The 21,007-nt window shown below is 72.2% G+C and carries 24 protein-coding genes; 11 read left to right on the forward strand and 13 right to left on the reverse strand.

What is annotated here, in order from left to right:
• Positions 1 to 113: 113 nt before the first annotated feature.
• The 3 genes from Q7A36_RS11395 (at position 114) to Q7A36_RS11405 (ending at position 3,142) form a co-directional block, all read left to right on the forward strand.
• Positions 114 to 740, forward strand: coding sequence for a transposase (locus tag Q7A36_RS11395; protein ID WP_305103813.1), 627 nt, complete (start codon positions 114 to 116; stop codon positions 738 to 740).
• Between the two features lie 376 nt (positions 741 to 1,116).
• Positions 1,117 to 2,274 carry a DegT/DnrJ/EryC1/StrS family aminotransferase gene (locus Q7A36_RS11400; protein ID WP_305103814.1) on the forward strand — a complete coding sequence of 386 codons (1,158 nt, stop codon included), beginning with the start codon at positions 1,117 to 1,119 and terminating at the stop codon, positions 2,272 to 2,274.
• 136 nt (positions 2,275 to 2,410) lie between these two features.
• Entirely contained in the window at positions 2,411 to 3,142 is a 732-nt protein-coding gene (locus Q7A36_RS11405) for a DUF1194 domain-containing protein (protein WP_305103815.1), read from the forward strand.
• 53 nt (positions 3,143 to 3,195) lie between these two features.
• Here the strand turns inward: Q7A36_RS11405 and Q7A36_RS11410 are convergent, their stop codons facing one another.
• Both Q7A36_RS11410 and Q7A36_RS11415 read right to left on the reverse strand, forming a co-directional pair.
• Positions 3,196 to 3,489 carry a hypothetical protein gene (locus Q7A36_RS11410; RefSeq protein WP_305103816.1) on the reverse strand — a complete coding sequence of 98 codons (294 nt, stop codon included), beginning with the start codon at positions 3,487 to 3,489 and terminating at the stop codon, positions 3,196 to 3,198.
• Positions 3,490 to 3,623: 134 nt separating this feature from the next.
• A complete protein-coding gene (locus Q7A36_RS11415; RefSeq protein WP_305103817.1) occupies positions 3,624 to 4,052 on the reverse strand; it encodes a DUF3775 domain-containing protein in 429 nt (142 codons plus the stop codon).
• 171 nt (positions 4,053 to 4,223) lie between these two features.
• Between Q7A36_RS11415 and Q7A36_RS11420 the strand changes: the two genes are divergently transcribed.
• Positions 4,224 to 4,526, forward strand: coding sequence for a hypothetical protein (locus tag Q7A36_RS11420; RefSeq protein ID WP_305103818.1), 303 nt, complete (start codon positions 4,224 to 4,226; stop codon positions 4,524 to 4,526).
• A gap of 65 nt (positions 4,527 to 4,591) precedes the next feature.
• Here the strand turns inward: Q7A36_RS11420 and Q7A36_RS11425 are convergent, their stop codons facing one another.
• The 3 genes from Q7A36_RS11425 to Q7A36_RS11435 are packed head-to-tail and all read right to left on the reverse strand — an operon-like array spanning position 4,592 to position 7,431.
• Positions 4,592 to 5,419, reverse strand: a complete 828-nt coding sequence (locus Q7A36_RS11425; protein ID WP_305103819.1) for an aldo/keto reductase — start codon at positions 5,417 to 5,419, stop codon at positions 4,592 to 4,594.
• Positions 5,420 to 5,422: 3 nt separating this feature from the next.
• A complete protein-coding gene (locus tag Q7A36_RS11430) occupies positions 5,423 to 6,460 on the reverse strand; it encodes a WD40 repeat domain-containing protein (protein ID WP_305103820.1) in 1,038 nt (345 codons plus the stop codon).
• On the reverse strand, positions 6,457 to 7,431 hold the full coding sequence (locus Q7A36_RS11435) for a CobW family GTP-binding protein (protein ID WP_305103821.1): 975 nt from the start codon (positions 7,429 to 7,431) through the stop codon (positions 6,457 to 6,459). The genes Q7A36_RS11430 and Q7A36_RS11435 overlap by 4 nt, the downstream gene beginning before the upstream one ends.
• 133 nt (positions 7,432 to 7,564) lie before the next feature.
• Between Q7A36_RS11435 and Q7A36_RS11440 the strand changes: the two genes are divergently transcribed.
• A complete protein-coding gene (locus Q7A36_RS11440; RefSeq protein WP_305103822.1) occupies positions 7,565 to 8,434 on the forward strand; it encodes a PCC domain-containing protein in 870 nt (289 codons plus the stop codon).
• 7 nt (positions 8,435 to 8,441) lie between these two features.
• Here Q7A36_RS11440 and Q7A36_RS11445 read toward each other — a convergent pair whose 3' ends face one another.
• Together Q7A36_RS11445 and Q7A36_RS11450 are read right to left on the reverse strand one after the other, a co-directional pair.
• On the reverse strand, positions 8,442 to 9,185 hold the full coding sequence (locus Q7A36_RS11445) for a metallophosphoesterase family protein (RefSeq protein WP_305103823.1): 744 nt from the start codon (positions 9,183 to 9,185) through the stop codon (positions 8,442 to 8,444).
• A 114-nt stretch (positions 9,186 to 9,299) separates the two neighbouring features.
• Positions 9,300 to 10,631: an aspartate aminotransferase family protein gene (locus tag Q7A36_RS11450; protein WP_305103824.1), complete on the reverse strand. Its 1,332-nt coding sequence runs from the start codon at positions 10,629 to 10,631 to the stop codon at positions 9,300 to 9,302.
• Between the two features lie 113 nt (positions 10,632 to 10,744).
• On the opposite strand from Q7A36_RS11450, the gene Q7A36_RS11455 reads away from it, so the two are divergent.
• Genes Q7A36_RS11455 through Q7A36_RS11465 form a run of 3 tightly spaced genes read left to right on the forward strand, consistent with a single transcriptional unit; the run spans position 10,745 to position 12,660 of the window.
• Complete coding sequence (locus Q7A36_RS11455) at positions 10,745 to 11,236, forward strand: DUF29 domain-containing protein (protein WP_305103825.1); 492 nt, start codon at positions 10,745 to 10,747, stop codon at positions 11,234 to 11,236.
• Entirely contained in the window at positions 11,229 to 11,900 is a 672-nt protein-coding gene (locus tag Q7A36_RS11460; protein WP_305103826.1) for a glutathione S-transferase, read from the forward strand. The genes Q7A36_RS11455 and Q7A36_RS11460 overlap by 8 nt, the downstream gene beginning before the upstream one ends.
• 10 nt (positions 11,901 to 11,910) lie before the next feature.
• Complete coding sequence (locus Q7A36_RS11465) at positions 11,911 to 12,660, forward strand: FkbM family methyltransferase (RefSeq protein ID WP_305103827.1); 750 nt, start codon at positions 11,911 to 11,913, stop codon at positions 12,658 to 12,660.
• Here Q7A36_RS11465 and Q7A36_RS11470 read toward each other — a convergent pair.
• Positions 12,650 to 13,747: a calcium:proton antiporter gene (locus Q7A36_RS11470; RefSeq protein ID WP_305103828.1), complete on the reverse strand. Its 1,098-nt coding sequence runs from the start codon at positions 13,745 to 13,747 to the stop codon at positions 12,650 to 12,652. The two genes, Q7A36_RS11465 and Q7A36_RS11470, sit on opposite strands and share 11 nt — an antisense overlap.
• 316 nt (positions 13,748 to 14,063) lie before the next feature.
• Here Q7A36_RS11470 and Q7A36_RS11475 point away from each other — a divergent pair, with 316 nt between their 5' ends.
• A complete protein-coding gene (locus Q7A36_RS11475) occupies positions 14,064 to 15,572 on the forward strand; it encodes an Nramp family divalent metal transporter (protein ID WP_305103829.1) in 1,509 nt (502 codons plus the stop codon).
• Positions 15,572 to 15,823: a hypothetical protein gene (locus Q7A36_RS11480; RefSeq protein ID WP_305103830.1), complete on the forward strand. Its 252-nt coding sequence runs from the start codon at positions 15,572 to 15,574 to the stop codon at positions 15,821 to 15,823. Before Q7A36_RS11475 ends, Q7A36_RS11480 begins: the two co-directional genes overlap by 1 nt.
• A 38-nt stretch (positions 15,824 to 15,861) precedes the next feature.
• On the opposite strand, the gene Q7A36_RS11485 is transcribed toward Q7A36_RS11480, so the two are convergent.
• The 5 genes from Q7A36_RS11485 to Q7A36_RS11505 form a co-directional block, all read right to left on the reverse strand.
• Entirely contained in the window at positions 15,862 to 16,611 is a 750-nt protein-coding gene (locus Q7A36_RS11485; protein WP_305103831.1) for an aspartate/glutamate racemase family protein, read from the reverse strand.
• A 60-nt stretch (positions 16,612 to 16,671) separates the two neighbouring features.
• The gene (locus Q7A36_RS11490; RefSeq protein ID WP_305103832.1) at positions 16,672 to 17,001 is read right to left on the reverse strand and encodes a hypothetical protein; all 330 of its coding nucleotides are present in this window, start codon (positions 16,999 to 17,001) and stop codon (positions 16,672 to 16,674) included.
• A 97-nt stretch (positions 17,002 to 17,098) separates the two neighbouring features.
• Positions 17,099 to 18,277, reverse strand: a complete 1,179-nt coding sequence (locus tag Q7A36_RS11495; RefSeq protein ID WP_305103833.1) for an enolase C-terminal domain-like protein — start codon at positions 18,275 to 18,277, stop codon at positions 17,099 to 17,101.
• Positions 18,277 to 18,867 carry a Uma2 family endonuclease gene (locus tag Q7A36_RS11500; protein WP_305103834.1) on the reverse strand — a complete coding sequence of 197 codons (591 nt, stop codon included), beginning with the start codon at positions 18,865 to 18,867 and terminating at the stop codon, positions 18,277 to 18,279. The genes Q7A36_RS11495 and Q7A36_RS11500 overlap by 1 nt, the downstream gene beginning before the upstream one ends.
• A 42-nt stretch (positions 18,868 to 18,909) precedes the next feature.
• Complete coding sequence (locus Q7A36_RS11505) at positions 18,910 to 20,082, reverse strand: CaiB/BaiF CoA transferase family protein (protein WP_305103835.1); 1,173 nt, start codon at positions 20,080 to 20,082, stop codon at positions 18,910 to 18,912.
• Between the two features lie 125 nt (positions 20,083 to 20,207).
• Here Q7A36_RS11505 and Q7A36_RS11510 point away from each other — a divergent pair, with 125 nt between their 5' ends.
• On the forward strand, positions 20,208 to 20,984 hold the full coding sequence (locus Q7A36_RS11510) for an enoyl-CoA hydratase (RefSeq protein WP_305103836.1): 777 nt from the start codon (positions 20,208 to 20,210) through the stop codon (positions 20,982 to 20,984).
• The last annotated feature ends 23 nt before the right edge of the window (positions 20,985 to 21,007 follow it).

The following is a 21,007-nucleotide window of genomic DNA, read 5'->3' on the forward strand; positions in this document are numbered from 1 at the left end:
TCGAAGCGCCGCAACCTCGGTCGAAGTCGCTGTCCGGGCGAGGATCGGGCCGCTTGTTAAAGGGAATATTTTCCTGTACACTGCCCCGTTGCGCCCGCAGGGAGCCCCGCCGCATGACCCCCTCCGAAGCCCGCCGCCGCCTCGCCACCGGCTCCCATCGCCGCTTCACCCCGAAGCGCCCCTGGGCGCCGATGACGGATGCCGAATGGGCCGCGGTCGAGCGCCACCTGAAGGTGGTCGTCCAGGGTCAGGGCCGGCCGCTGAAGGACGCGCGGCAGCGGATCGACGGCATGTTCCGCATCGCCGCCTCCGGCCAGCCCTGGCACGCGCTGCCCCCGGACTACGGCAAGCCCGACACGGTCGGCCGGCATTTCCGCCGCCTCGCCCGGATGGGCCTCTGGATGCGCCTGGTCGGCGCCTGCGCCGACCGCGCCGCCCCGGCGCCGCTGCGGGCCATCGAGTTCTTCATCGTCCGCGCGGCACGCCGGGCCATGCGCCTCCTCGGGATGGGCGCGGCCGTCATGGCGGAGAAGCTTGGGATGCTCAGCGCCATGCCGGTGCTGCCGGTCTACCTGACCCGGCCCTACTGGTTCGCCGAGGTCGAGCGGGTGATGGCCGGCCTGCTGGAGGCCCACCGCGACCGCCCCCTGCGCCTGCCGATCGGCGAGATGAAGGCCTGGCTCCGCCTGCATCGCTTCTTCGCCGGCAAGCCCTGGCACCGCCGCTGGGCGGAGCCGTGACCATGCCCCGGTTCCGCCACGATCCGGGGGCGACCTTTGTCCGAAACCCGCCGATCGCGGGACAACTCCCGGGTTCCAAGGGCCCAGGGCCTGCCAGGGACGGGGTCTCGGGTCGGTCCTGCGGGTCTTTTCCGCCCTGGCGGCGTCAGCAGGCTTGCCGATGCAACCAGCATCGGCTGCGCCCGCTTCCTGGCCATGACGGAAAATTCCTCGCCGGCCCTCCGCCTCACCCCGTCCCTGGCAGGCCGTGGCCCTTGGCGGATGGGGTTTGGGGAAGGCAGAGCCTTCCCCAACCATGTTGCGCCGCGACACGCGCCTTGATTGTACGCCTTCGCCCCCCGGCGCTAAGCCGCATGGGCTGGATTCGAGGCTTCGCATGACCACCACACCCCGCCCCATCGCCTTCTTCGACATGAAGGCGCAGCAGGCGCTAATCCGGGCCGAGATCGATGCCGGCATCGCCCGCATCCTCGACCATGGCCGCTTCATCCAGGGGCCGGAGGTGGATGCGATCGAGGCGAAGCTGGCCGGGTTCGCCGGCGCGGCGCATGCGGTCGGCGTCTCCTCAGGCACCGATGCGCTGCAGATCGCCATGATGGCGGAGGGCATCGGCCCGGGCGACGCGGTCTTCCTGCCGGCCTTCACCTATACCGCGACGGCGGAGGTGCCGCTGGTGCTCGGCGCCACGCCCGTCTTCGTGGATGTCGATCCGGCCACCTTCAACCTCGACCTCGAGGACCTCGCCCGCCGCGTCGCGCTGGTCGAGAAGGAAGGGCGGCTGCGGCCGCGCGCGGTCATCGGCGTCGACCTCTACGGCCTGCCGGCGAACTGGCCGGCGATCGAGGGGCTCTGCGAGAAGCACGGCATGTTCGCCCTCGACGACGCGGCGCAGGCCTTCGGCGGCGCGCTGCACGGGCGGCGCCTCGGCACCTTCGCGCATGCCACGGCGCTCAGCTTCTACCCGACCAAGACGCTGGGCTGCTACGGCGATGGCGGCGCCATCCTGACCAACGACCCCGAGCGCGCCGAGCTCTACGGCTCGCTCCGCACTCATGGCGAGGGCAGGAGCCGCTACGAGGTGCTGCGCACCGGCATGAACGGGCGGCTCGATTCCATTCAGGCCGCCATCCTGCTCGCCAAGATGCCGCTGCTCGAGGGCGAGCTGCGCGCCCGCCGCCAGGCCGCCGCCTGGTACCAGGCGGCGCTCGGCGGCCGCGTCGCCACGCCGCAGGTGGGGCCGGGCGCCGAGAGCGCCTGGGGCATCTACACCATCCTGCTGCCCGATGCCGCGGCGCGGCCGCGGGTGCAGGCGGCGATGCAGGCGGCCGGGGTGCCGAGCGCGGTCTATTACCCGAAGCCGCTGCACCACCAGCCGGCCTACCGCGCCGCGCATGCCGCCGGGATCGAGGCCGGCGCGCCGCCGCTGCCGGTCAGCGAGGATATCTGCCAGCGCTGCCTGTCGCTGCCCATGCACCCCTACCTGACGGAGGGGGATGTGGCGCGGGTCGCGGCGGCGGTGCTCGGGGCGCTGTAGGGCGGTGGCGGCGCCCCGGACCTTCCGGCCTGGTGGGAACGGGGCGGTCGTCCGCTCAACTGTCCGGAAGTTGTTGAACCCGGGTGGCCCGGCGCGCTTCCATGTCTCCGACACGTCATGGACGGAGGCTGCGGGCATGCACCGGCGCTCCCTGTTGGCGGCCGGTGCGGCTGCCCTCGCCCCTGGTCTGGGGCCGCGCACGGCGCGGGCGGACCAGGGCGATCCGGTCGATGTGCTGCTGGTGCTGGCGGTCGATGTCAGCCGCTCGATCGACGATGACGAGGCGCGGCTGCAGCGGGAGGGCTACCGCGCCGCCGTCTCCGACCCGCAGGTGATCGAGGCGATCCGCGGCGGCATGATCGGCGCCATCGGTCTCGCCTATGTCGAATGGGCCGGCGCCGAGTACCAGCGGCTGGTGCTGCCCTGGATGCGGATCTCCGGCGCCGCGGAGGCGCATGCCTGGTCGGAGAAGCTGGCGGAGGCGCCGCGCGCCTCGCTCTCCTGGACCTCGATCTCGGGCGGGCTGGATTTCTCCCGGACGGTGCTGCAGCAGGCGCCCTTCGATGCGACGCGCCGGGTGATCGACGTCTCGGGCGACGGGGTGAACAACAGCGGCGGCCCGGTGGAGCAGGCGCGCGACCGGCTGGTGGGGGAGGGGGTGACGATCAACGGCCTGCCGATCGTCAACGACCGGCCGACCTTCGGGCGGATGCCGCCGATCCCGCTGGACGACTACTACCGCGAGAACGTGATCGGGGGTCCCGGCGCCTTCGTCGTCGCGGCCGAGGACTTCCAGAGCTTCGGCAATGCGGTCAAGCGCAAGCTGATCCGCGAGGTCGCCGGGCTGGACGGGCCGCGGCTGGGATAGGGACGCGCCGATTCCCGTTGCGTCGCGGCAAGAATCCCCTTATAGGAAAATCGTCAGCCGGTCGCGGCCTGCGCGCCGCCCTGGTTCAGGCAGCCCACCACGACAGGCGCGCAGGCGGCATCCGCCGCCGGGCCCAGGTCCGGCGCTCCGCTATAGCCGATGCGGGTGACGCGCCCGTCCACCAGCTCGAAGGTCGCGCGGCAGTCGCCGGCGCCGGAGAGGCTGACGCCCCCGCCCACCACCGGCACGTTGATCGTCACGCCGGACGAGGTCGGGATGTTGCGGATATAGGTCCAGTACTCCCGCGCCGGTCCCCCCTCCGTCACCCGGGCGGTGCGGTCCGGCACGCCGGCGCAGAGGCGGAGGTCATCGGCCGAGAGGCCCGGCAGGCTGTGCCGCGCATGATCGGCCAGCCAGGCCTGGCGCGCGGTGCAGCCGAGAGCGAGAAGCGGCAGCAGGCAGATGAGGGCCCGGCAGGCCCTCAGCGCTCGACATCCTCGATCGAGAGGCCGAAGGCGGCCACCCCTTCGGCGAGCAGGTCGCCGACCATGTCCATGCCGAGGAGGTAGGAGCCCGCATCGCCGCCCTCGTTGCGCTCGATGGCGAGGCGGAGGGCCTCCTCCCATTCCTCCGGCCCGTAGTCGCCGCGGCCGACCCAGGCGAGGGCGATGAGGGCGGCCTGCTCGTCCTGGTTCAGCTCGTCGATGAACTCGCGCAGCGAGGCCTCGGTCAGGTCGTCCGGGTTCTCCTGCAGCAGCGCGGCCTCGGAGTTCTCGTCCTCGGAGAGCTGGGCGTCGTCCGTCTCCTCCGTCGCCTGGATGGCGCGGACGTGGTCCACCACGGTCGCGACCGTCTCGAGGCTGATGCCGAGATCGACGTCGTCATCATCGTCGGCCGGTGGTCGTGCCATCGGAATGTCATCCCCCATGGAATGCCGGGTAAGGCGGCGAAGGCCGCTCCGGTTGCATGGTGGTTCCCGCGGTTCCCGGGAATCTTCCACGGGGAACATCATGGCCCAGCCCCGCGTTGGCAGGGTAGCCGAATCGCGTTCAGGCGATCCGGGAAGGATATCCGGTAAATCATGGAAAAGCTTCGCGCAAGCGGGACGCCCTGGCGGCGCTCCGTCGCCATCGGTCTCGTGATCGCGGGTGTCCTCCTCGCCGTGCCGGAGGGGCGGGCGGCCCCGCCGGGCGAGTTGTTCCTGGCGCTGAAGGCGGGATGCGCCGCCGCCGCGGAGGCGCAGGCGACGCTGCCGGCGAGAAAGACGGCGGAGGAGCCGCCGGCGGCGGCCATGCACGCCTTCTATACCTGCCCGGCCGGGCCGGTCCCGGTGCTGCACGTCGGCCGCGGCCTGCTGGCCATCGGGCCGAGGCTGCGGGGATAGCCCTCCTCGCGGGTTGACGGGCCGATCCGGCCCCGCGGTCGTCGGGGCGCGTCAGGCGTCCCAGTTCAGGCGTCCCAGTCCGGCCCATGCGCCGGATCGACCAGCCGCCGCCCCTTGGGCAGCGCCGCCAGCGCCGCGAGGTCGGCGGCATCGAGCACGAGATCCGCGGCGGCGAGGTTCTCCGCCTGCCGCGCCGCACCGGCGGCCTTCGGGATCGCCGCGACCCCCGGCATGGCCAGCAGCCAGGCGAGCGCCACCTGGCCCGGCGTCGCGCCGTGCCGGGCGGCGATGCGGCAGATCACCGGGTCCTCGGCGACCATGCCCTTGGCGACCGGCGTGTAGCTGGTCAGCGCGATCCCGCGCGGGCCGCAATAGTCCAGCAGCCGCTGCTGCGAGAGATAGACGTGGTGCTCCACCTGCAGCGCGGCGATGGGGACGATGTCCGCCTCCACCGCCCGGGCGAGCAGGCCGCGGGGGAAATTGGCGACGCCGACGGCCCGCGCCAGCCCTTCCTTCCGCAGCCGCGCCATGGCGGCGAGGACGGAGGGCAGGTCGAGCCGCGGGCTCGGCCAATGCACCAGCAGCAGGTCGACATGGGGCTGCCCGAGGCGCTTCAGGCAGGCCTCGGCGGCGCGGCGGAAGGATGCGCCGTCCGGCTTGTCGTGCCAGACCTTGGTGGTGAGGTAGATGTCCGCGCGCGGCAGGCCGGCGGCGGCGATGGCCGCGCCCACCGCCTCCTCATTGCCGTACATCTCGGCGGTGTCGATGTGGCGGTAGCCGAGGCCGAGCGCGGATTCGACGGCCCGCTGGCATTCCGCGCCGCGCATCGGCCAGGTGCCGAGGCCGAGGCGGGGCATGCGGGTATGGGCGCCCTCGAAGACCGGGACCGTCATCCGCTAGCCCCGCTTCGAGAGATCGACGAGACCGGCGAAACCCTGCTCCGTCCCGAAGGCGAGGTGGGTGCCCGTCGCGTTCCAGGCGAGCGCCGAGATGCCGCCATGGCCCGGCGCCGCGACGGGCACGACCTTGCCCGAGGCGATCTCGGCCAGCAGCACCAGGCCATCGGCGAAGCCGGCGGCGACGATCTCGTGCTGCGGGTGGCAGGCGACCGCGCTGCAGAGCACGCCGTCGCCGCCGGCAAGCTCGGTCGGCGCCTTGCCCATCGGGCCGCCGCCGAAGAAGGGCCAGACCACCACGGCATCGGCGCCGCTGGTCGCCAGCCACTTGCCGCGGGCGGTGAAGGAGAGGAAATGCGTCTTCGAGGGATAGCCCGACATGCGCATGTGCTGCCCGTCCGCGAGGCGCCAGCCATGCAGGGCATTCTCCTGCATCGCCGTCACCACATGCGTGCCGTCCGGGCTGATGGCGATGGCGGCGTGGCTGCCCTTCCATTCCAGCAGGCGCGGCTTGTCCTCCTTGGAGGCGACGAACCAGAGCGAGGCGCCATTGTAGTGGCTGGCGGCGACGCGCTTGCCCTTGGCGTCGAAGGCGATGCCGCCGACCGAGGAGGGATGCGTCAGCGTCTTGAGCTTCGCCCCCTTCGCGTCGAAGAGGTGGAGCTGCTTGCCGACCGAGGCGGCGCGCAGGCCGGACTCGTGCGCGGCGACGTGCTCGACCCACTTCATGGCGCCGAGCTGCGCGACTTCCGTCACCGTGCCGTCGGGCGCGGTCTGCACCAGCCGGCCGTCATCGCCGCCCGAGAGGAAGCCTGCCTTGGCATCGGCCGTGAGCGAGAGCACGGCGCCGTCATGCGCCGCGACCGTCGCCCACTCCGCCTCCGGCTCGCGCGGGCTCGCGAGGCGGACCGTGCCGTCGCCCAAGCCCAGGCCCAGGCTGCCGTCCCGCCCGAAGGCGAGGCCGACGACCCAGGCGCCGAGCTCGCGGCTGGTGCCGCGGGCCTCGAGCAGGAAATCGGCGCCGGCGGTCTCGCTCATGCCTCCACCTGGCAGCTCTCGAAGCCGCGGCGGAGCTGCGGGCGGTTCAGGTCGCGGCCGATGAAGACGATCTTCGACTTCCGCGGGTCGCCTTCCTTCACCGGGCCGATGAAGTCGCCGTCCGCGATCATGTGGACGGCCTGGAAGGCGAAGCGGCGGTCGTCATTGGCGTAGTAGAGGATGCCCTTGGTGCGCAGCAGGTCCTGGCCCTTGTTGGCGAGGAGCTGGGTCATCCAGGCATTGAACTTCTCCGGGTCGACCGGGCGCGAGACCTCGAAGGAGACGCTCATCACCTCCTGGTCGTGCTCGTGCTCGTCCTCGCCCGAGAGGAATTCCGGCTCGCGCTCGAGGATGCGCTTCAGGTCGAAGGCCTCGCGGCCGATGACGGCATCGATCGGCACGTCGGACTTGGTGCTGCGGCGGATCTCGGCGTAAGGGTTGATGGCGCGGATCCTGCGCTCGACCTCGGCCGCCTCCTCGGGCGTGACCAGGTCCATCTTGTTCAGCACCACGATGTCGGCGAAGGCGATCTGCTCCTCCGCCTCCTTGCTGTCGGCGAGGCGGGCGGGCAGGTTCTTCGCATCCACCACCGTGACGATGGCATCGAGCTTCGTCGCGCGCTTGACGTCCTCGTCGGCGAAGAAGGTCTGGGCGACCGGGGCGGGGTCGGCGAGGCCGGTCGTCTCGACGATGATGCCGTCGAACTTGCCGCGGCGCTTCATCAGCCCGCCGATGATGCGGATCAGGTCGCCGCGCACGGTGCAGCAGATGCAGCCGTTGTTCATCTCGAACACTTCCTCGTCGGTATCGACGACGAGGTCGTTGTCCACGCCGAGCTCGCCGAACTCGTTGATCACCACAGCGAATTTCTTGCCGTGGTTCTCGCTGAGGATGCGGTTCAGCAGCGTGGTCTTGCCGGCGCCGAGATAGCCGGTCAGGACGGTGACGGGGACGGGTGACGTCTCGCTCATGGATCTGGGCTCCGCTGGGGGCGGGTGACTGTTGCCGGGAATATGGGGCGGCCGGGCCGAAGGGGCAAAGGGGCTGCCCTGTCGCGGGTCGGGTCGGGCGCCTATCCTGGCCCCGCAACGGGGGAGGGGCGGCATGACCGGACCCGAAGGACGGCCGCACCTGGCGCAGCCCGGCCCGGCGCCGCAGCCGCGGGTGCAGGGCTTGCCGGCCCGCGCTTGGCCGCTGGACCTGGTGCTGGAGCCCGGGCCGAGCCTGCTGGAGGCGGTGGCACGGCCGCTGCGCCGGGCCGGCATCGCCCATGCCGTGCTGGAGATGCAGGGCGGCGGCTTCGGCCCCTTCGCCTATGTGCTGCCGGCGCATGCCCCGGATACCCGCCACGCCGCCTGGTACAGCGCTCCCCATGCCCCGGCGGCGGGCGCGGCGCTGGAGCGCGCGACGGTGACCTTCGGCACCCGCGAGGGCGCGCCCTGGCTGCACTGCCACGCCGTCTGGCGGGAGGCGGCGGGCCGCCGCGCCGGCCATGTGCTGCCGGAGGAGACGGCCATCGCCGCGCCCGTCGTGGCGCGGGCCTGGGCGCTCTCCGGCGCGGGCTTCGCCGTCTCGGCGGATGCGGAGACCGGTTTCACGCTGTTCCAGCCCGTCGCCGCGGAGGGGCCGCCGGCGCCGGCGGGCGCGGCGCGCGCCGTGGTGCTGCGGCTGCGGCCGAACGAGGACCCGGTCGCGGCGCTGGAGGCGGCCTGCCATGCCCATGGGATCCGCCGCGCCGTGCTGCGCGGCGGCGTCGGCAGCCTGGTCTCGCCGCGACTCGCCGGTCTCCCCGCGGTGCCGGACATCGCCACCGAGTTCCTGGTGACGGCGGGCGGCGTGACGGCGGCGGGCGCGCATCTCGCCGTCGCCCTGGCCGACATGCGGGGGGAGGTGCATGCGGGCGAGGTGCCGCGCGGCGCCAATGCCACCTGCATCACCGCCGAACTGGTGCTGGAGGAATTGCCGGAGGGTTGAGGCGGACCTACGCGGCGCCTTGCGGCATCAGGCCGGTGCGGAGCGCATGCGCCCAGGCCGGCTGCCCCTGCGCCTCCGCCCGCGCCGCCGCGGCCGCATGGTCGTAGCCGACCGCGACGAACTCCGCGCCGAGCAGCCGGCCGGCCTCGACCTCCAGCACCGCGTAGCGGGCGAAGGGCGCGCCGGATTCCGAGACATGCGCCGGCGGGGTCGGGTCGGCATAGGCGGGGCAGCCGACGCTGCCGGGGTTCACCACCACGCGGCCATCCGGCAGGCGCAGCAGGCCGGCCCGGTGGCTATGGGCGCAGAGGATCAGCGAGGCCTCGGTCGGGCCGAGGCGCGCCGCGACCGTCTCGGCGGTCGCCGGGACCATGCGGCCATCGGCGACCTCCTCCAGCAGGTAGGCATTGTCGTCCTCCGGCCGGGCGTGGAAGGCCAGCAGGCCCGGCAGCGGCTCCCTCTGCGGCGGCAGCGCCCCGAGCCAGGCGGCCTGCGCCGGGCCGAGCTGCGCCCGCGCGAAGGCGTCCCAGGACCCGGCGCCGCCTTCGGCCACCCAGCGGTCGTGGTTGCCGCGGAGCGTCGGGATGCCGGCGGATTGCAGGAGCTCGAGGCTCTCCCGCGGCCAGAGCGGGCCGGAGACGCTGTCCCCGAGATCGACCGTCTGGCCGATGCCGCGGCGGGCGATGTCGGCCAGCACGGCCCGGAGGGCGAGGAGGTTGCCGTGGATGTCGGCGATGACGGCGAGCTGCATGGCCGCCATCCTAGGAAGGACCGTTCCCCGCGCGCCAGTGGCCGGCCGAAGCCGGATGCCGGCGCGGAGCGCCCGAACGGCGCCGCCCCGGGCGGGGGCGGCGCCGGGGGCGGGTCAGGCCGCCTCGGCCCGGATGGCGTCGGCGAGCGTGCCGATCAGCCGGTCCACATGCGGCTTCTCGATAATCAGCGGCGGGGAGAGCGCGACGATGTCGCCGGTCACGCGCACCAGCACGCCCTCGTCGAAGCAGCGGCGGAAGATGTCGAGCGCGCGCTGGGTCGGCTTGCCCGGGCGCGGCGCCAGCTCGATGCCCGCGATCAGGCCGCAGTCGCGGATGTCGATGACGTTCGGCAGGCCGCGCAGGCTATGCGCGGCCTCCTGCCAATAGGGCTCGATGGCGCGGGCGCGGCCCGGCAGGTCCTCCGCCCGGTGCAGCTCGAGCGTGGCGATGGCGGCGGCGGCCGCCAGCGGATGGCCGGAATAGGTATAGCCGTGGAAGAGCTCGATGCCCGCGGGTGCGCCGTCCACCACGGCGTCGTAGACCGCGTTCCGCACCGCGACCGCGCCCATCGGCACGGCGGCATTGGTCAGGCCCTTGGCCATGGTCATGATGTCGGGCGTCACGCCCAGCCGCTCCGCGCCGAAATTGGTGCCGAGGCGGCCGAAGCCGGTGATGACCTCGTCGAAGATCAGCAGGATGCCGTGCTTGGTGCAAATCTCGCGCAGGCGCTCCAGGTAGCCGACGGGCGGCACCAGCACGCCGGTGCTGCCTGCGACGGGCTCGACCATGACCGCGGCGATGGTCTCGGCGCCATGCAGCGCGACCAGGTTCTCGAGCGCATCGGCCAGGTGCGCGCCGTGCTCCGGCAGGCCGCGGGCGAAGACGTTCTCGGCCAGGCCATGGGTATGCGGCAGGTGGTCCACATAAGGCAGGAGGGCGCCGAACTGCTTGCGGTTGCCGCCGATGCCGCCCACCGACATGCCGCCGAAGCCGACGCCGTGATAGCCGCGCTCCCGCCCGATCAGCCGGACCCGGCCGCTCTCGCCGCGGGCGCGGTGGTAGGCGAGGGCGATCTTGAGGGCGGTGTCGGCGCTCTCCGAGCCGCTGTTGGTGAAGAAGACCTTGTCCATGCCCTCCGGCGTCATCTCGGCGATGCGCGATGCCGCCTCGAAGGCGATGGGGTGGCCGAGCTGGAAGGTGGGGGCATAGTCGAGGATGGCGGCCTGCTTCTGGATCGCCTCCTTGATCTCCCGCCGGCCATGGCCGGCATTGCAGCACCAGAGGCCGGCGGTGCCGTCCAGGATCTCCTTCCCCTCGGGCGTGTAGTAGTGCATGCCTTCGGCCCGGGCGAGCATGCGCGGGTTGGCCTTGAAGTACCTGTTGTCCGAATAGGGCATCCAGTAGGCGTCCAGGTTGTTCGGACGCGACACGCTCAGCTCGTTCATGCAAGGGGCTCCGACGGCTGGCGCCAAGGAACACCCGGCGGGGTGGCGAGGCAAGCGGCGCTGCGCCCGGCCGGCCCGGCATGCTAAGAGGACCGCCGGAGGAGCCCGCCGCCATGGATGGCAGCCTGCACGACCGCGACTTCTATGCCTGGACCCGGGACCAGGCGGCCGCCCTGCGCCGCCTGGCGGAGACGCATGCCAACCTCGCCGAGGGGCTGGACCTGCCCAACCTGATCGAGGAGGTCGAGGACTTGGGCAGCGAGCAGGTCCATAAGGTGGAGAGCAACCTGCGGCGCCTACTGCAGCACCTGATCTACGTCGCCATGCAGCCGGAGGCCCGCGCGGTCCGGCATTGGCGCGGCGAAATCCTGGCCTTCCGCCACAACGCCGCCAGCCGCTACCTGGCGTCCATGCGCCGGGAGGTCGAACCGCGCCTGGACCGCACCTGGCTTGCGGCACGCCGCATTGCAGCGGAGAAGCTCGGCCGGCCGCTGCCCGGCCTGCCCGATGCCTGCCCCTTCACCCTGGACGCGCTGCTGGACGAGGACGCGCCCCTCGATGCCCTGCTCGCCCGCCTGACACCGGAACCCCGCGACCATGCCTGACGGCCGCCTGCTCATCGGCAACAAGCGCTATTCCTCCTGGTCGCTCCGCGGCTGGCTGGCCGTGCACCTGGCCGGGCTCGACGTGGAGGAGGTGCTGATCCCCTTCGTCCGCAACGCGGGCGGCGGCAGCACCCCGGCCATCGCCGCCGCGACGCCGGCGGGCCTCGTCCCCTATCTCGAGCACAAGGGCGCCCGGGTCTGGGAGAGCCTCGCCATCGCCGAGTACTGCGCCGAGCAGGCGCCCGGCCTCTGGCCGGAGGACAGGGCGGCACGGGCGGTCGCGCGCTCCGTCTCGGCCGAGATGGCGACCGGCTTCCGCGGCCTGCGCCAGGCCATGTGGTTCAATGCCGGCCGCGACTTCGCCGGCCTCGGCCGCACCCCGGAGGCGCTGGCCGACATCGCGCGCATCGAGCGGATCTGGGCGGAGTGCCTCGCCGCGCATGGCGGCCCCTTCCTGTTCGGTGCGCGCTTCGGCCTGGCGGATGCCATCTATGCGCCGGTCGTCGGCCGCTTCCTCACCTGGCAGCCGGAGGTCTCGGCCACGACCCGCGCCTACATGGCGGCGGTGCGCGCCCATCCGCTGGTCGATCGCTGGTACCGGGAGGCGCAGGCCGAGCCCGATTCCTGGCTGCTGGCGGGCTACGAGACGCCGCCAGGCGCATGACGGCGCGGGCGTGACCACCGCCCGCGCCATCGGGCGCAGCCTCCGCCTCTACTACCCGCCCGGCCGGGCCGCGCGGCTGGATGAGTTCCACCGCCGCTTCCTCGGGCCCGGGGAACTCGCCTTCGACATCGGCGCGCATGTCGGCGACCGCACGGCGAGCTTCCGCCGCCTCGGCGCCCGCGTCGTCGCGGTGGAGCCGCAGCCGCGCCTCGCCCGGCTGCTGCGGCTGCTCTTCGGCCGCGACCCGGGCGTGGCGCGCGTCGCGGCGCTGGTCGGCGCCGAGCCGGGCGAGGCGGTGCTGCGCCTCAACACCGCCAATCCCACCGTCGCCACCGCCAGCCCGGACTTCATCGCCGCGGCCGATGGCGCGCCGGGCTGGGAGGGGCAGCGCTGGGATGCCGCGATCACGCTGCCCGTCACCACGCTGGACGCGCTGGCCGCCGCGCATGGCCGGCCGGACTTCGTGAAGATCGACGTCGAGGGCTACGAGGCGGCGGCGCTGGCCGGTCTCAGCGTCGCGCCGCGGACCCTATCCTTCGAGTTCACCACCATCCAGCGCGGGGTCGCCGGGGCCTGCCTCGGCCGCCTCGCGGCGCTCGGCTACCGCGCCTTCAATGCCTGCCTCGGCGAGAGCATGGCGTTCGTCCATGCCGCGCCGGTGGAGGCCGCTGCCATGGCCGCCTGGCTCGCCGCCCTGCCGGCCGAGGCGAACAGCGGCGACGTCTATGCCTCGCGCGAGCCCGCGCGCCTCATGGGCTGAAGATCAGCACGAGGTAGACGGCAAAGAGCGTCAGGTGCACCGCGCCCTCCAGCATCGTCGTGCGCGGGCCGGAGAAGGTGAGCGTCGAGAGGATCAGCGTGGTGACCAGCAGCACCATCTCGGTCGGCGAGAGGCCGAGCACCACCTCCTGCCCCGTCAGCAGCCCGATCATCAGCACCGCCGGCACGGTCAGCCCGAGCGTCGAGGTCGCGGCGCCGAGGCAGAGGTTGACCGCGCGCTGCAACTGGTTGGCCGCCACCGCCCGCAGGGCCGAGAGCCCCTCCGGCGTGAAGACAACCATGGCGATGAGCACGCCACCCAGCGCCGGCGGCGCGCCCAGACGGGCGATGCCGAAGTCCAGCACCGCCGCCAGGCTCTTGGCCAGGATGACGATGGGCAGGATGTTCGCCAGCAGCAGCCCGACATGCGGCAGCACCGCGCCGCGCCGGCGCGGCGGCGCTTCCAGCCTCGGGATCTCGGCCGTCGCCGGGTCGACGAAATAGCCGCTGTGCCGGCCGGTCTGCAGCCAGAGGAAGATGCCGTAGAGCAGGATGGTGAAGAGCGAGAAGAACCCCGCCTGCACCGCGGTCAGCGAGCCGTTGGTGGTGGAGGTGGTGAAGTTCGGCAGCACCAGCGCGATGACGCAGAGCGGGATGATGACGCCGAGATAGGCCGCCGCCCCCTGCAGGCTATAGGCCTGCTCGTGGTGCCTGAGGCCGCCGACCAGCAGGCCGATCCCGACCACGCCGTTCAGCACGATCATCAGCACCGCGAACATGGTGTCGCGGCCGAGCGTCGGCGCCTCCTTCGCGCCCAGCATGACGGCGGCGATCAGCGCCACCTCGATGATGACGATGGACAGCGTCAGGATCAGCGTGCCGAAGGGCTCGCCCAGCATCTCCGCCAGTTCCTCGGCCTCGTGCACCACGCCGAAGGCGAGCCAGATAATGACGCCGAGCAGCCAGGCGAAGAGCAGGCCGGCCAGCAGCGGGTCGGCAAGGCCGCCCAGCCAGCCGGGCCCGAAGGTCAGGAAGGCCGCCACGCTGGCCCATCCGGCCGCGAGGCGCAGCCAGCTCGACATCGCCATCATCGTCTCCCGATCCACCTGCGGCTGTGGAAACGATGCGGCCGGCGCTGGCAACCCCCGGCCGCATCGTTTCCACGCCCGCATCGAACCGGCGCGGCAGATCCATTCCTCTCCTGCGTGTGGCGCGACAGGCCTGCCGGCGGCGGCGGGACCGGCCGTAACATTCCCGGCACCCGCCCTTTCCGGACGACCCCTGCGCGGCGCGCCACGGCTAGAGTGTCCGGGCAACGACATCCGATTGCTCGCCGCGAGGACCGCGGGACTGGCAATTCGCGCGCTCTCGCAAGGCGGGCACGACCCTGGGGAGGGCGATGCCATGTCGGGCCTGACCGCACAGTCCGGCGACCTGCCGGTTCCGGATGCGACCGCCGCCGCCGCGGAAGGGCGGGGGCTGCACCGGGTTCCCGATCCCTATCCGCTGACGCTCGCGGGCATGCTGGCGGCACTCGGCCCGCAGGCCATCAATTTCGGCATCTCGATCGGCGGCGGCGAGGCCTATCTGCTGCCGAACATCTCGGCCCGCGGCACGCTGCACATGCACTGGCTGATGCTGCTCTCGGTGGTGCTCGAGACCGCCCTGGTCTACGAATGCATCAAGTACAGCGTCTGCACGGGCCGCTCCTTCTTCGCCGCGACAAACGAGCTGAGCCCGCGCGGCTTCTGGCCCTGGTTCTGGGCCGTCGTGGCGATCCTGACCTGGGCCTGGCCGGCCTGGATGGGCGGCGCCGTCATCGCCGCCGAGCGCTTCACCGGCATCGGCAACCCGCCGATCTGGGGCCTGCCACCGCACTACATCTGGGCGGTGCTGGCCCTCGCCCTCGTCCTCGTCGTCTTCTACTTCTCGGACAAGACCTACGCCTTCCTCGAGAAGTTCTTCCTTGTCATCATGGTGCTCAACATCGCGCTGGTGCTGCTGATCACCGGCATCGCGGCGAAGCCCGAGCACTACTGGCAGGTGCTGGAGGGCTATGTCGGCCTCACCTTCCTGCGCGAGGGCTATCCGGAGAGCCTGCCGAAGACCGATGCGCTGGCGCTCTTCAACCAGCCCGGCGGCAGCCTGATGTGGGTCAGCTTCTGGGTCATCGCCGCCGGCTTCGGCATGGGCCGCTATGCCGGGCAGGTCACCGGCGTGCTGAAGCCGCCGGAGACGATCACCGTCGAGGAACTCCACTGGGACACCAGCGACCCGGAGGAGCGCCGCAAGATGCAGCAGTGGGTCAAGGTCGGCGGCTACAGCCTGATCCTGTGGTGGGCGCTCATCGGCGGGCTGCTGATGACCTATCTCTATTCCGTCGCCGGCCTCGCCTACCTGCACGACGATTTCCTGCGGACCGGGCAGGTGCCGAGCGGCGTGCAGGTGCCGCTGCAGATGGCGACCATCGCGCAGGGCGTGCTCGGCCCGACCGCGGGCTGGCTCATGCTGCTGGCCATCATGGTCACGCTGTACGACGCGCAGTTCCCCTTCTACGACACCTATATCGGCCGCACGACCTGCGATGCCATCGCCGTCACCGGCCGGGCGCGGCGGCCCTACCGCGTCTACTACTTCACCGTGGTCACCATCGCCGTCGCGGCGGGGCTCTACCTCGTCACCGTCGCGCAGCCCTTCGTGCTGTGGATCGGCGTGGCGATCTCCGCCCTCGTCTACCGCTCGATCGGCGCCTGGCAGATCCTGCTGCTGAACAACCGCCGGCTGCCGGAGGGTTTCGGGGTCAGCCGGCTCAACACCTGGCTGCTCTGGATCACCGTCGTCACCGGCTTCGGCGGCGTCGCGCTCTGGGCGGTCTTCGTGCTGCCCGGCGAGATCGCCAGGCGGTTCGGCTGATGCGCGCCGTGGCCCGGGGAGGCGACCTGCGCCGCGGCGCCTCGCTGGGTCTCTGGCTGCTGCTGATGGTCGCCTGGGCGGCGGGCCTGGCGCTCGGCGCGGTGCAGGCCTCGTCGCTGCTGCGGGAGCCGGCGCCGCCCGCGGAACTCGCCGCGGCAGGGCTCTGGCTGGCGATGGGTGGCCTCGCCTGGATCGCCGCGCTGCATCTCGGCTGGCAGCGCTACCGGCGCGGGCCGGAACGGCCGGGCTGAAGCGGTGCGCCCGACACGAGGCGCGGCCCGGTGTGCCGTCAGCCGCCCGCCGGTGCGACGTTCGGGGCGGCGTAGAGCGACGTGACCTCCGGCCCATAGCCCGTGAGGGGGCGGGGCGCGCGCTGCCGCGCCGGCCGCGGCAGTCCGGCCAGCGCCGCAGCCAGCCGCACCGCCGCCGCCGTGCCGTCCACCAGCGGCACCGGCACACGGGGCTGCAGCACCGGCGCGAGGCCGGCGAGCGGCCCGCCGGCCAGGATCACCGCCTCCGCCCCGTCCTGCTCGATGCTGGCCTGGATGAGGGCCAGCAGCGTCGCCTGCTCGGCCTCGCCCAGCGTCGCGGGGTAGGAGGCATCGGGCGGGCCCATGCGGAAGCCGGCGCAGCGGGCGCGCAGCCCGTGGTGGTCCAGGCAGTCCTCGAACATCGGCCGGAGCGCGGCGGTGAAGGAGACGATGCCGAAGCGCCGGCCGAGCATGGACGCCGCATGGAAGGCGGCCTCCGAGATGCCGACCACCGGCACGTCCAGCAGCAGCTTCGCCGCCTCCAGCGCCGGGTCGCCGAAGACGGCGATGACCGCGGCGTCGTAGCCGCCGCGCCGCGCCGCCAGCGCCGCCAGGATCGGCGGGCCGGAGAGCAGCCAGTCCGCCCGGGTGACGATCAGCGGCAGGCCGTAGGGGGCAGTCATGCCCTCCACCGTCACCCCCTCGGGCGCGGCGGCGCGGGCGGCCTCCGCGATGCGGTCGGTGATGGCCTGGGTGGTATTGCCGTTGAGGACGAGGATGCGGGTCATGCGGCGGCTCCGGCGCCGGGCGCGACCGGCCCGGGACGCCAGGGTCCACCGCCGGCGCGTTCAGGGGAAGGCCATCTGCGACACCGCGCAGGTATCGACGCGCCGGCGCTCCACCGCGCGGCCATCGGCGAAGACCACGCGGATGTCGTTCACGCACTGGCCGGCCGGCAGGCTGATGCGGGCGGCGCGGCCGGGGACCAGCACGTCCTGGCCCAGCCGGTCCATGCCCCAGTCGCGCCGGCCGGTGGGGGAGACATAGATCTCGTGCACCGCCGCCGGGTCGCGGTTGACCAGGCGGAAGGAGGGGTCGGGCGCACCGGCCACGACCGCCTGCACCTGGGCGAAGGCGGGCGTGGCGAGCAGCGGGAGGAGCATGGCAAGGCGTCGCATGGCAGGGATCCCGCACCGGTGGAGGGAAGGGTCCGGTGCGGCGCCATCATGCGTTGTGGGGTCCCGTGGCGCGGTGCGCGCGCGCACAGGGCCCGCATCACAGGTCCTTCAGGACTGCCCAGAGGGCCGACTTGGCTTCGAAGCCGATGCCGGGGAGGTCCGGCATGCGGATCCGGCTGTCCTCGACGGGGGTGGCATCGGCGAAGCCGCCGAAGGGGGCGAAGACCTCCGGGTAGCTCTCGTTGCCGCCGAGGCCGAGGCCGACCGCGATGTTCAGCGCGAACTGGTGCCCGCCATGCGGCACGCAGCGCCGCGGCGACCAGCCGTGCTCCTGCAGCATGTTGAGCGTGCGGATGTACTCGACCAGGCCGTAGGAGAGGGCGGGGTCGAATTGCAGGATGTCGCGGTCCGGGCGCAGGCCGCCATGGCGGATCAGGTTGCGGCAGTCCTGCATGCTGAACAGGTTCTCGCCGGTGGCGATCGGCGCGCTGTAATGCTCGGCCAGCGTCGCATGGGTGGCGTAGTCCAGCGGGTCGAGCGGCTCCTCGTACCAGCGGAGGCGATAGGGCGCGAGGGCGGCGCCATAGGCCAGCGCCGCATGCAGCCCGAAGCGGCCATTGACGTCGACGCAGAGCCGCGAGCCGTCGCCGCCGAGCAGCTTGAGGACGGCCTCGATCCGCGCGATGTCGAGCTTCAGCGCGTCCTTGATCGGCGTGCCGGGCGCGCCGCCGATCTTCATCTTCACGACGGAATAGCCCATGTCGAGGTAGCGCTGCATCTCGGCCACCAGCTCGTCGAGGCCCTTGCCGGGGTAGTAGTAGCCGCCCGCGGCGTAGATCCAGGCGCTCTCATCGGCCTCGCCGCCGCGGTAGCGGTCGGCCAGCAGCTTCCACAACGGCTTGCCCGCGAGCTTGGCCGCGGCGTCCCAGAGCGCCATGTCGAGCACGCCGACGGCGACGCTGCGGTCGCCATGGCCGCCCGGCTTCTCGTTGCGCATCATGCTGGCCCAGGCGCCGGCGGGCTCGAGGCCGCCATCGGCATGCGCCAGGATGTTCTCCGGCGTCTCCAGCAGGCGCGGGATGAAGCGCTCCTTCAGCAGGCCGGGCTGGGCGTAGCGGCCGTTGCTGTTGAAGCCGTAGCCGGTGGCGCTGCGGCCGGCGCCGTCCTCGACCGTCACCGCGACGACCGAGGCGGTCATCTTGGAGAAGTCGATATAGGCATTGGCGATGGCGGAGGCGATCGGCACGACGCCGTCGCGGACGGAGGCGATGCGCATCAGCCCAGCACCTCCGCGACCGCGATGCGCAGGCCTGGCAGCAGCGCGGGTTCCAGCGTGTCGCCGCGCCCGGCGGTGGTCGCGTCCTGGTAGGTCTCGTCCTTCGGGGTTCGGTGCACTTCGACCACGCCTTCTCCGAGATTCACGATCCAGACCTCCGGCACGCCGTGCCGGGCATAGAGGGGGAGCTTGACCTTGCGGTCATAGGCGAGGCTGCTCTGCGCCACCTCGACCAGCAGCAGCACGTCGGCCGCCGTGGGATGGCCACTGCGGTAGAAATCCGGCCGCGGCTTGAGCAGCATGAGATCTGGCTGGGGCTCGCTGACATCGGACAGCCGTAGAGGACCCTGGACCGACACCGTTGCCGCGTCGCCAACCTGCCGGGTCAGGCGGTAGTTCAGCGCGTTCACCGTCCCGCCATGCGGGCTGCCGATCGGCACCATGTCGACGATCTCCCCCTCGATCAGTTCGACCCGGTCCTCGCGCGTGAGGATGCCCGCCTCCGCCATGCGGTAATACTCATGCACATCCAATCGGTGCCGCCGAACCTCGGGCACCCGCTCCAGCAGGCTTGGTCGATCGCCGTCCATCGCCGCCTCCTCTCGCCATCCCCCTTATAGCCCGGGACGGGGCTAGACCGCCCCCTTCGCCTTCAGCGCCGCCAGGTCCTCGGCCGAGACGCCGAACTCCGCCAGCACCTCCGCCGTATGCTCGCCGCGCTCGGGCGTCGGCCGGCGCGGGGGCTGCACGCCCTCGAGGTTCATCGGCGCCCGCACCAGGTTCACGGTGCCGAGCGCCGGGTGCTCCACCGGCCATTCGATGCCGAGATGCCGCACCTGCGGATCGGCGAAGACCTGGTCCATGGCATAGACCGGGCCGGAGGGCACGCCGGCCTTGTTCAGCTTCGCGATCCAGTTCTCGGAGGTGTCGGTCTCCAGCACCGATTGCAGCAGGGCATTGGTCCTCTCGCGGTTCTGCGCGCGGCTCTTGTCCGTGGCGAAGGCCGGGTCCTTGGCCTGCGCCTCGATGCCGAGCGTGGCCACGATGCGGTTCCACATCTCCTGCCCGCCGCCGGCGAGGTTCATCAGCCCGTCCTTCGTGCGGAACAGGCCAGTCGGCACGGTGGTCGGGTGGTCGTTGCCGGCCTGCTTCGGCACCTCCTGCTTCATGGTCCAGCGGGTCGCCTGGAAGTCCATCATCGCCACCATGGCCTCCAGCAGGGAGGTATGGACCCAGCGCCCCTTGCCGGTCTGATCGCGCTCGAGCAGCGCGACCAGGATGCCGATGGCGGTGTAGAGTCCGGCCGTCAGGTCGGCCACGGGGATGCCGACGCGCACCGGGCCCTGGCCGGGGAGCCCGGTCACGCTCATCAGCCCGCCCATCCCCTGCGCGATCTGGTCGAAGCCCGGGCGCCTCGCATAGGGCCCGGTCTGGCCGAAGCCGCTGATGGAGCCGAGCACGATGCGCGGGTTGATCGCCGACAGCGACGCATAGTCGATGCCGAGGCGGTCCTTCACGTCGGGGCGGTAATTCTCCACGACCACATCGGCCTTCGCCACCATCGTCCTGAACAGGGCGAGCCCGTCCGGGTGCTTCAGGTTCAGCGTGATGCCGCGCTTGTTGCGGTGCACATGCTGGAAGTCCGGCCCGTGCCGGTCGCCGCCCATGCCGCTGCCGGTATCGATCTCCTCCGGCGCCTCGATCTTGATGACATTGGCGCCCCAGTCCGCCAGTTGCCGCACGCAGGTGGGGCCGGAGCGGACGCGGGTGAGGTCGAGCACGGTGAAGCGGGAGAGCGGCAGCATCCTGGTTCCTCCTGGCACCCTGCCCCCGGCGAAGGGGACGGGCAGGCCGATTCATCTCGGTCCATGACTTGATACAAGGCGCGGCCCCCGGCACCAATGGGCCCGACGCAAGGGAAGGGACCTCCATGGACGAGTTGCTCTACGACATCCGCGACGGCATCGGCTTCGTGACGCTGAACCGGCCGCAGGCGCGCAACGCGCTGACCTTCCCGATGTACGAGCGGCTGCGGGAGATCGCCCTCTCGGCCGGGGAGGACCGCGATCTCCGCGCCATCGTCATCACCGGCGCCGGCGAGAAGGCCTTCGCCGCCGGCACCGACATCTCCCAGTTCACGGAATTTCGCACGCCGGAGGACGCGCTGGCCTATGAGGAGCGGATCGACCGGGTCCTGGTCGCGCTCGAGGAATGCCCGAAGCCGACCATCGCGGCGGTCGCCGGCGCCGCGACGGGCGGCGGCGCGGCCATCGCCGCCGTCTGCGACATGCGCATCGGCGCGGCCAATGCGCGCTTCGGCTTCCCGATCGCCAAGACGCTCGGCAACTGCCTGTCCATGGCGAATTACGGCCGGCTGGCCGCGCTGATCGGGCCGGCCCGGGTGATCGACCTGGTCTATACCGCGCGGCTGGTGGAGGCGGAGGAGGCCAAGGCGATCGGCCTGCTGTCGGAGGTGCTGCCGGACCATGCCGCGCTGCAGGCCCGCGCCGAGGCGCTCGCCCGCACCATCGCCGGCCATGCCCCGCTGACCCTGCGCGCGACGAAGGAGGCGATGCGGCGCCTGCGCCTCGCCGCGCGGCAGGTGAACGGCGACGACCTGGTGACCATGTGCTTCACCAGCGACGACTTCCGGGAGGGCGTGCAGGCCTTCCTGGCCAAGCGGCCGATGCAGTGGACGGGCCGCTGAACAACGAACGACCGGGAACGCCA

Origin of the sequence: Paracraurococcus lichenis (assembly GCF_030657435.1) — a bacterium.
Lineage (GTDB): Bacteria > Pseudomonadota > Alphaproteobacteria > Acetobacterales > Acetobacteraceae > Paracraurococcus > Paracraurococcus lichenis.

Excerpts from the sequence above, each read along its gene's own strand:
- Q7A36_RS11395 (WP_305103813.1), top strand. The coding sequence starts at position 114 with ATGACCCCCTCCGAAGCCCGCCGCCGCCTCGCCACCGGCTCCCATCGC.
- Q7A36_RS11400 (WP_305103814.1), top strand. The coding sequence starts at position 1,117 with ATGACCACCACACCCCGCCCCATCGCCTTCTTCGACATGAAGGCGCAG.
- Q7A36_RS11405 (WP_305103815.1), top strand. The coding sequence starts at position 2,411 with ATGCACCGGCGCTCCCTGTTGGCGGCCGGTGCGGCTGCCCTCGCCCCT.
- Q7A36_RS11415 (WP_305103817.1), bottom strand. The coding sequence starts at position 4,052 with ATGGCACGACCACCGGCCGACGATGATGACGACGTCGATCTCGGCATC.
- Q7A36_RS11420 (WP_305103818.1), top strand. The coding sequence starts at position 4,224 with ATGGAAAAGCTTCGCGCAAGCGGGACGCCCTGGCGGCGCTCCGTCGCC.
- Q7A36_RS11425 (WP_305103819.1), bottom strand. The coding sequence starts at position 5,419 with ATGACGGTCCCGGTCTTCGAGGGCGCCCATACCCGCATGCCCCGCCTC.
- Q7A36_RS11430 (WP_305103820.1), bottom strand. The coding sequence starts at position 6,460 with ATGAGCGAGACCGCCGGCGCCGATTTCCTGCTCGAGGCCCGCGGCACC.
- Q7A36_RS11435 (WP_305103821.1), bottom strand. The coding sequence starts at position 7,431 with ATGAGCGAGACGTCACCCGTCCCCGTCACCGTCCTGACCGGCTATCTC.
- Q7A36_RS11440 (WP_305103822.1), top strand. The coding sequence starts at position 7,565 with ATGACCGGACCCGAAGGACGGCCGCACCTGGCGCAGCCCGGCCCGGCG.
- Q7A36_RS11445 (WP_305103823.1), bottom strand. The coding sequence starts at position 9,185 with ATGCAGCTCGCCGTCATCGCCGACATCCACGGCAACCTCCTCGCCCTC.
- Q7A36_RS11450 (WP_305103824.1), bottom strand. The coding sequence starts at position 10,631 with ATGAACGAGCTGAGCGTGTCGCGTCCGAACAACCTGGACGCCTACTGG.
- Q7A36_RS11455 (WP_305103825.1), top strand. The coding sequence starts at position 10,745 with ATGGATGGCAGCCTGCACGACCGCGACTTCTATGCCTGGACCCGGGAC.
- Q7A36_RS11460 (WP_305103826.1), top strand. The coding sequence starts at position 11,229 with ATGCCTGACGGCCGCCTGCTCATCGGCAACAAGCGCTATTCCTCCTGG.
- Q7A36_RS11470 (WP_305103828.1), bottom strand. The coding sequence starts at position 13,747 with ATGGCGATGTCGAGCTGGCTGCGCCTCGCGGCCGGATGGGCCAGCGTG.
- Q7A36_RS11475 (WP_305103829.1), top strand. The coding sequence starts at position 14,064 with ATGTCGGGCCTGACCGCACAGTCCGGCGACCTGCCGGTTCCGGATGCG.
- Q7A36_RS11480 (WP_305103830.1), top strand. The coding sequence starts at position 15,572 with ATGCGCGCCGTGGCCCGGGGAGGCGACCTGCGCCGCGGCGCCTCGCTG.
- Q7A36_RS11485 (WP_305103831.1), bottom strand. The coding sequence starts at position 16,611 with ATGACCCGCATCCTCGTCCTCAACGGCAATACCACCCAGGCCATCACC.
- Q7A36_RS11490 (WP_305103832.1), bottom strand. The coding sequence starts at position 17,001 with ATGCGACGCCTTGCCATGCTCCTCCCGCTGCTCGCCACGCCCGCCTTC.
- Q7A36_RS11495 (WP_305103833.1), bottom strand. The coding sequence starts at position 18,277 with ATGCGCATCGCCTCCGTCCGCGACGGCGTCGTGCCGATCGCCTCCGCC.
- Q7A36_RS11500 (WP_305103834.1), bottom strand. The coding sequence starts at position 18,867 with ATGGACGGCGATCGACCAAGCCTGCTGGAGCGGGTGCCCGAGGTTCGG.
- Q7A36_RS11505 (WP_305103835.1), bottom strand. The coding sequence starts at position 20,082 with ATGCTGCCGCTCTCCCGCTTCACCGTGCTCGACCTCACCCGCGTCCGC.
- Q7A36_RS11510 (WP_305103836.1), top strand. The coding sequence starts at position 20,208 with ATGGACGAGTTGCTCTACGACATCCGCGACGGCATCGGCTTCGTGACG.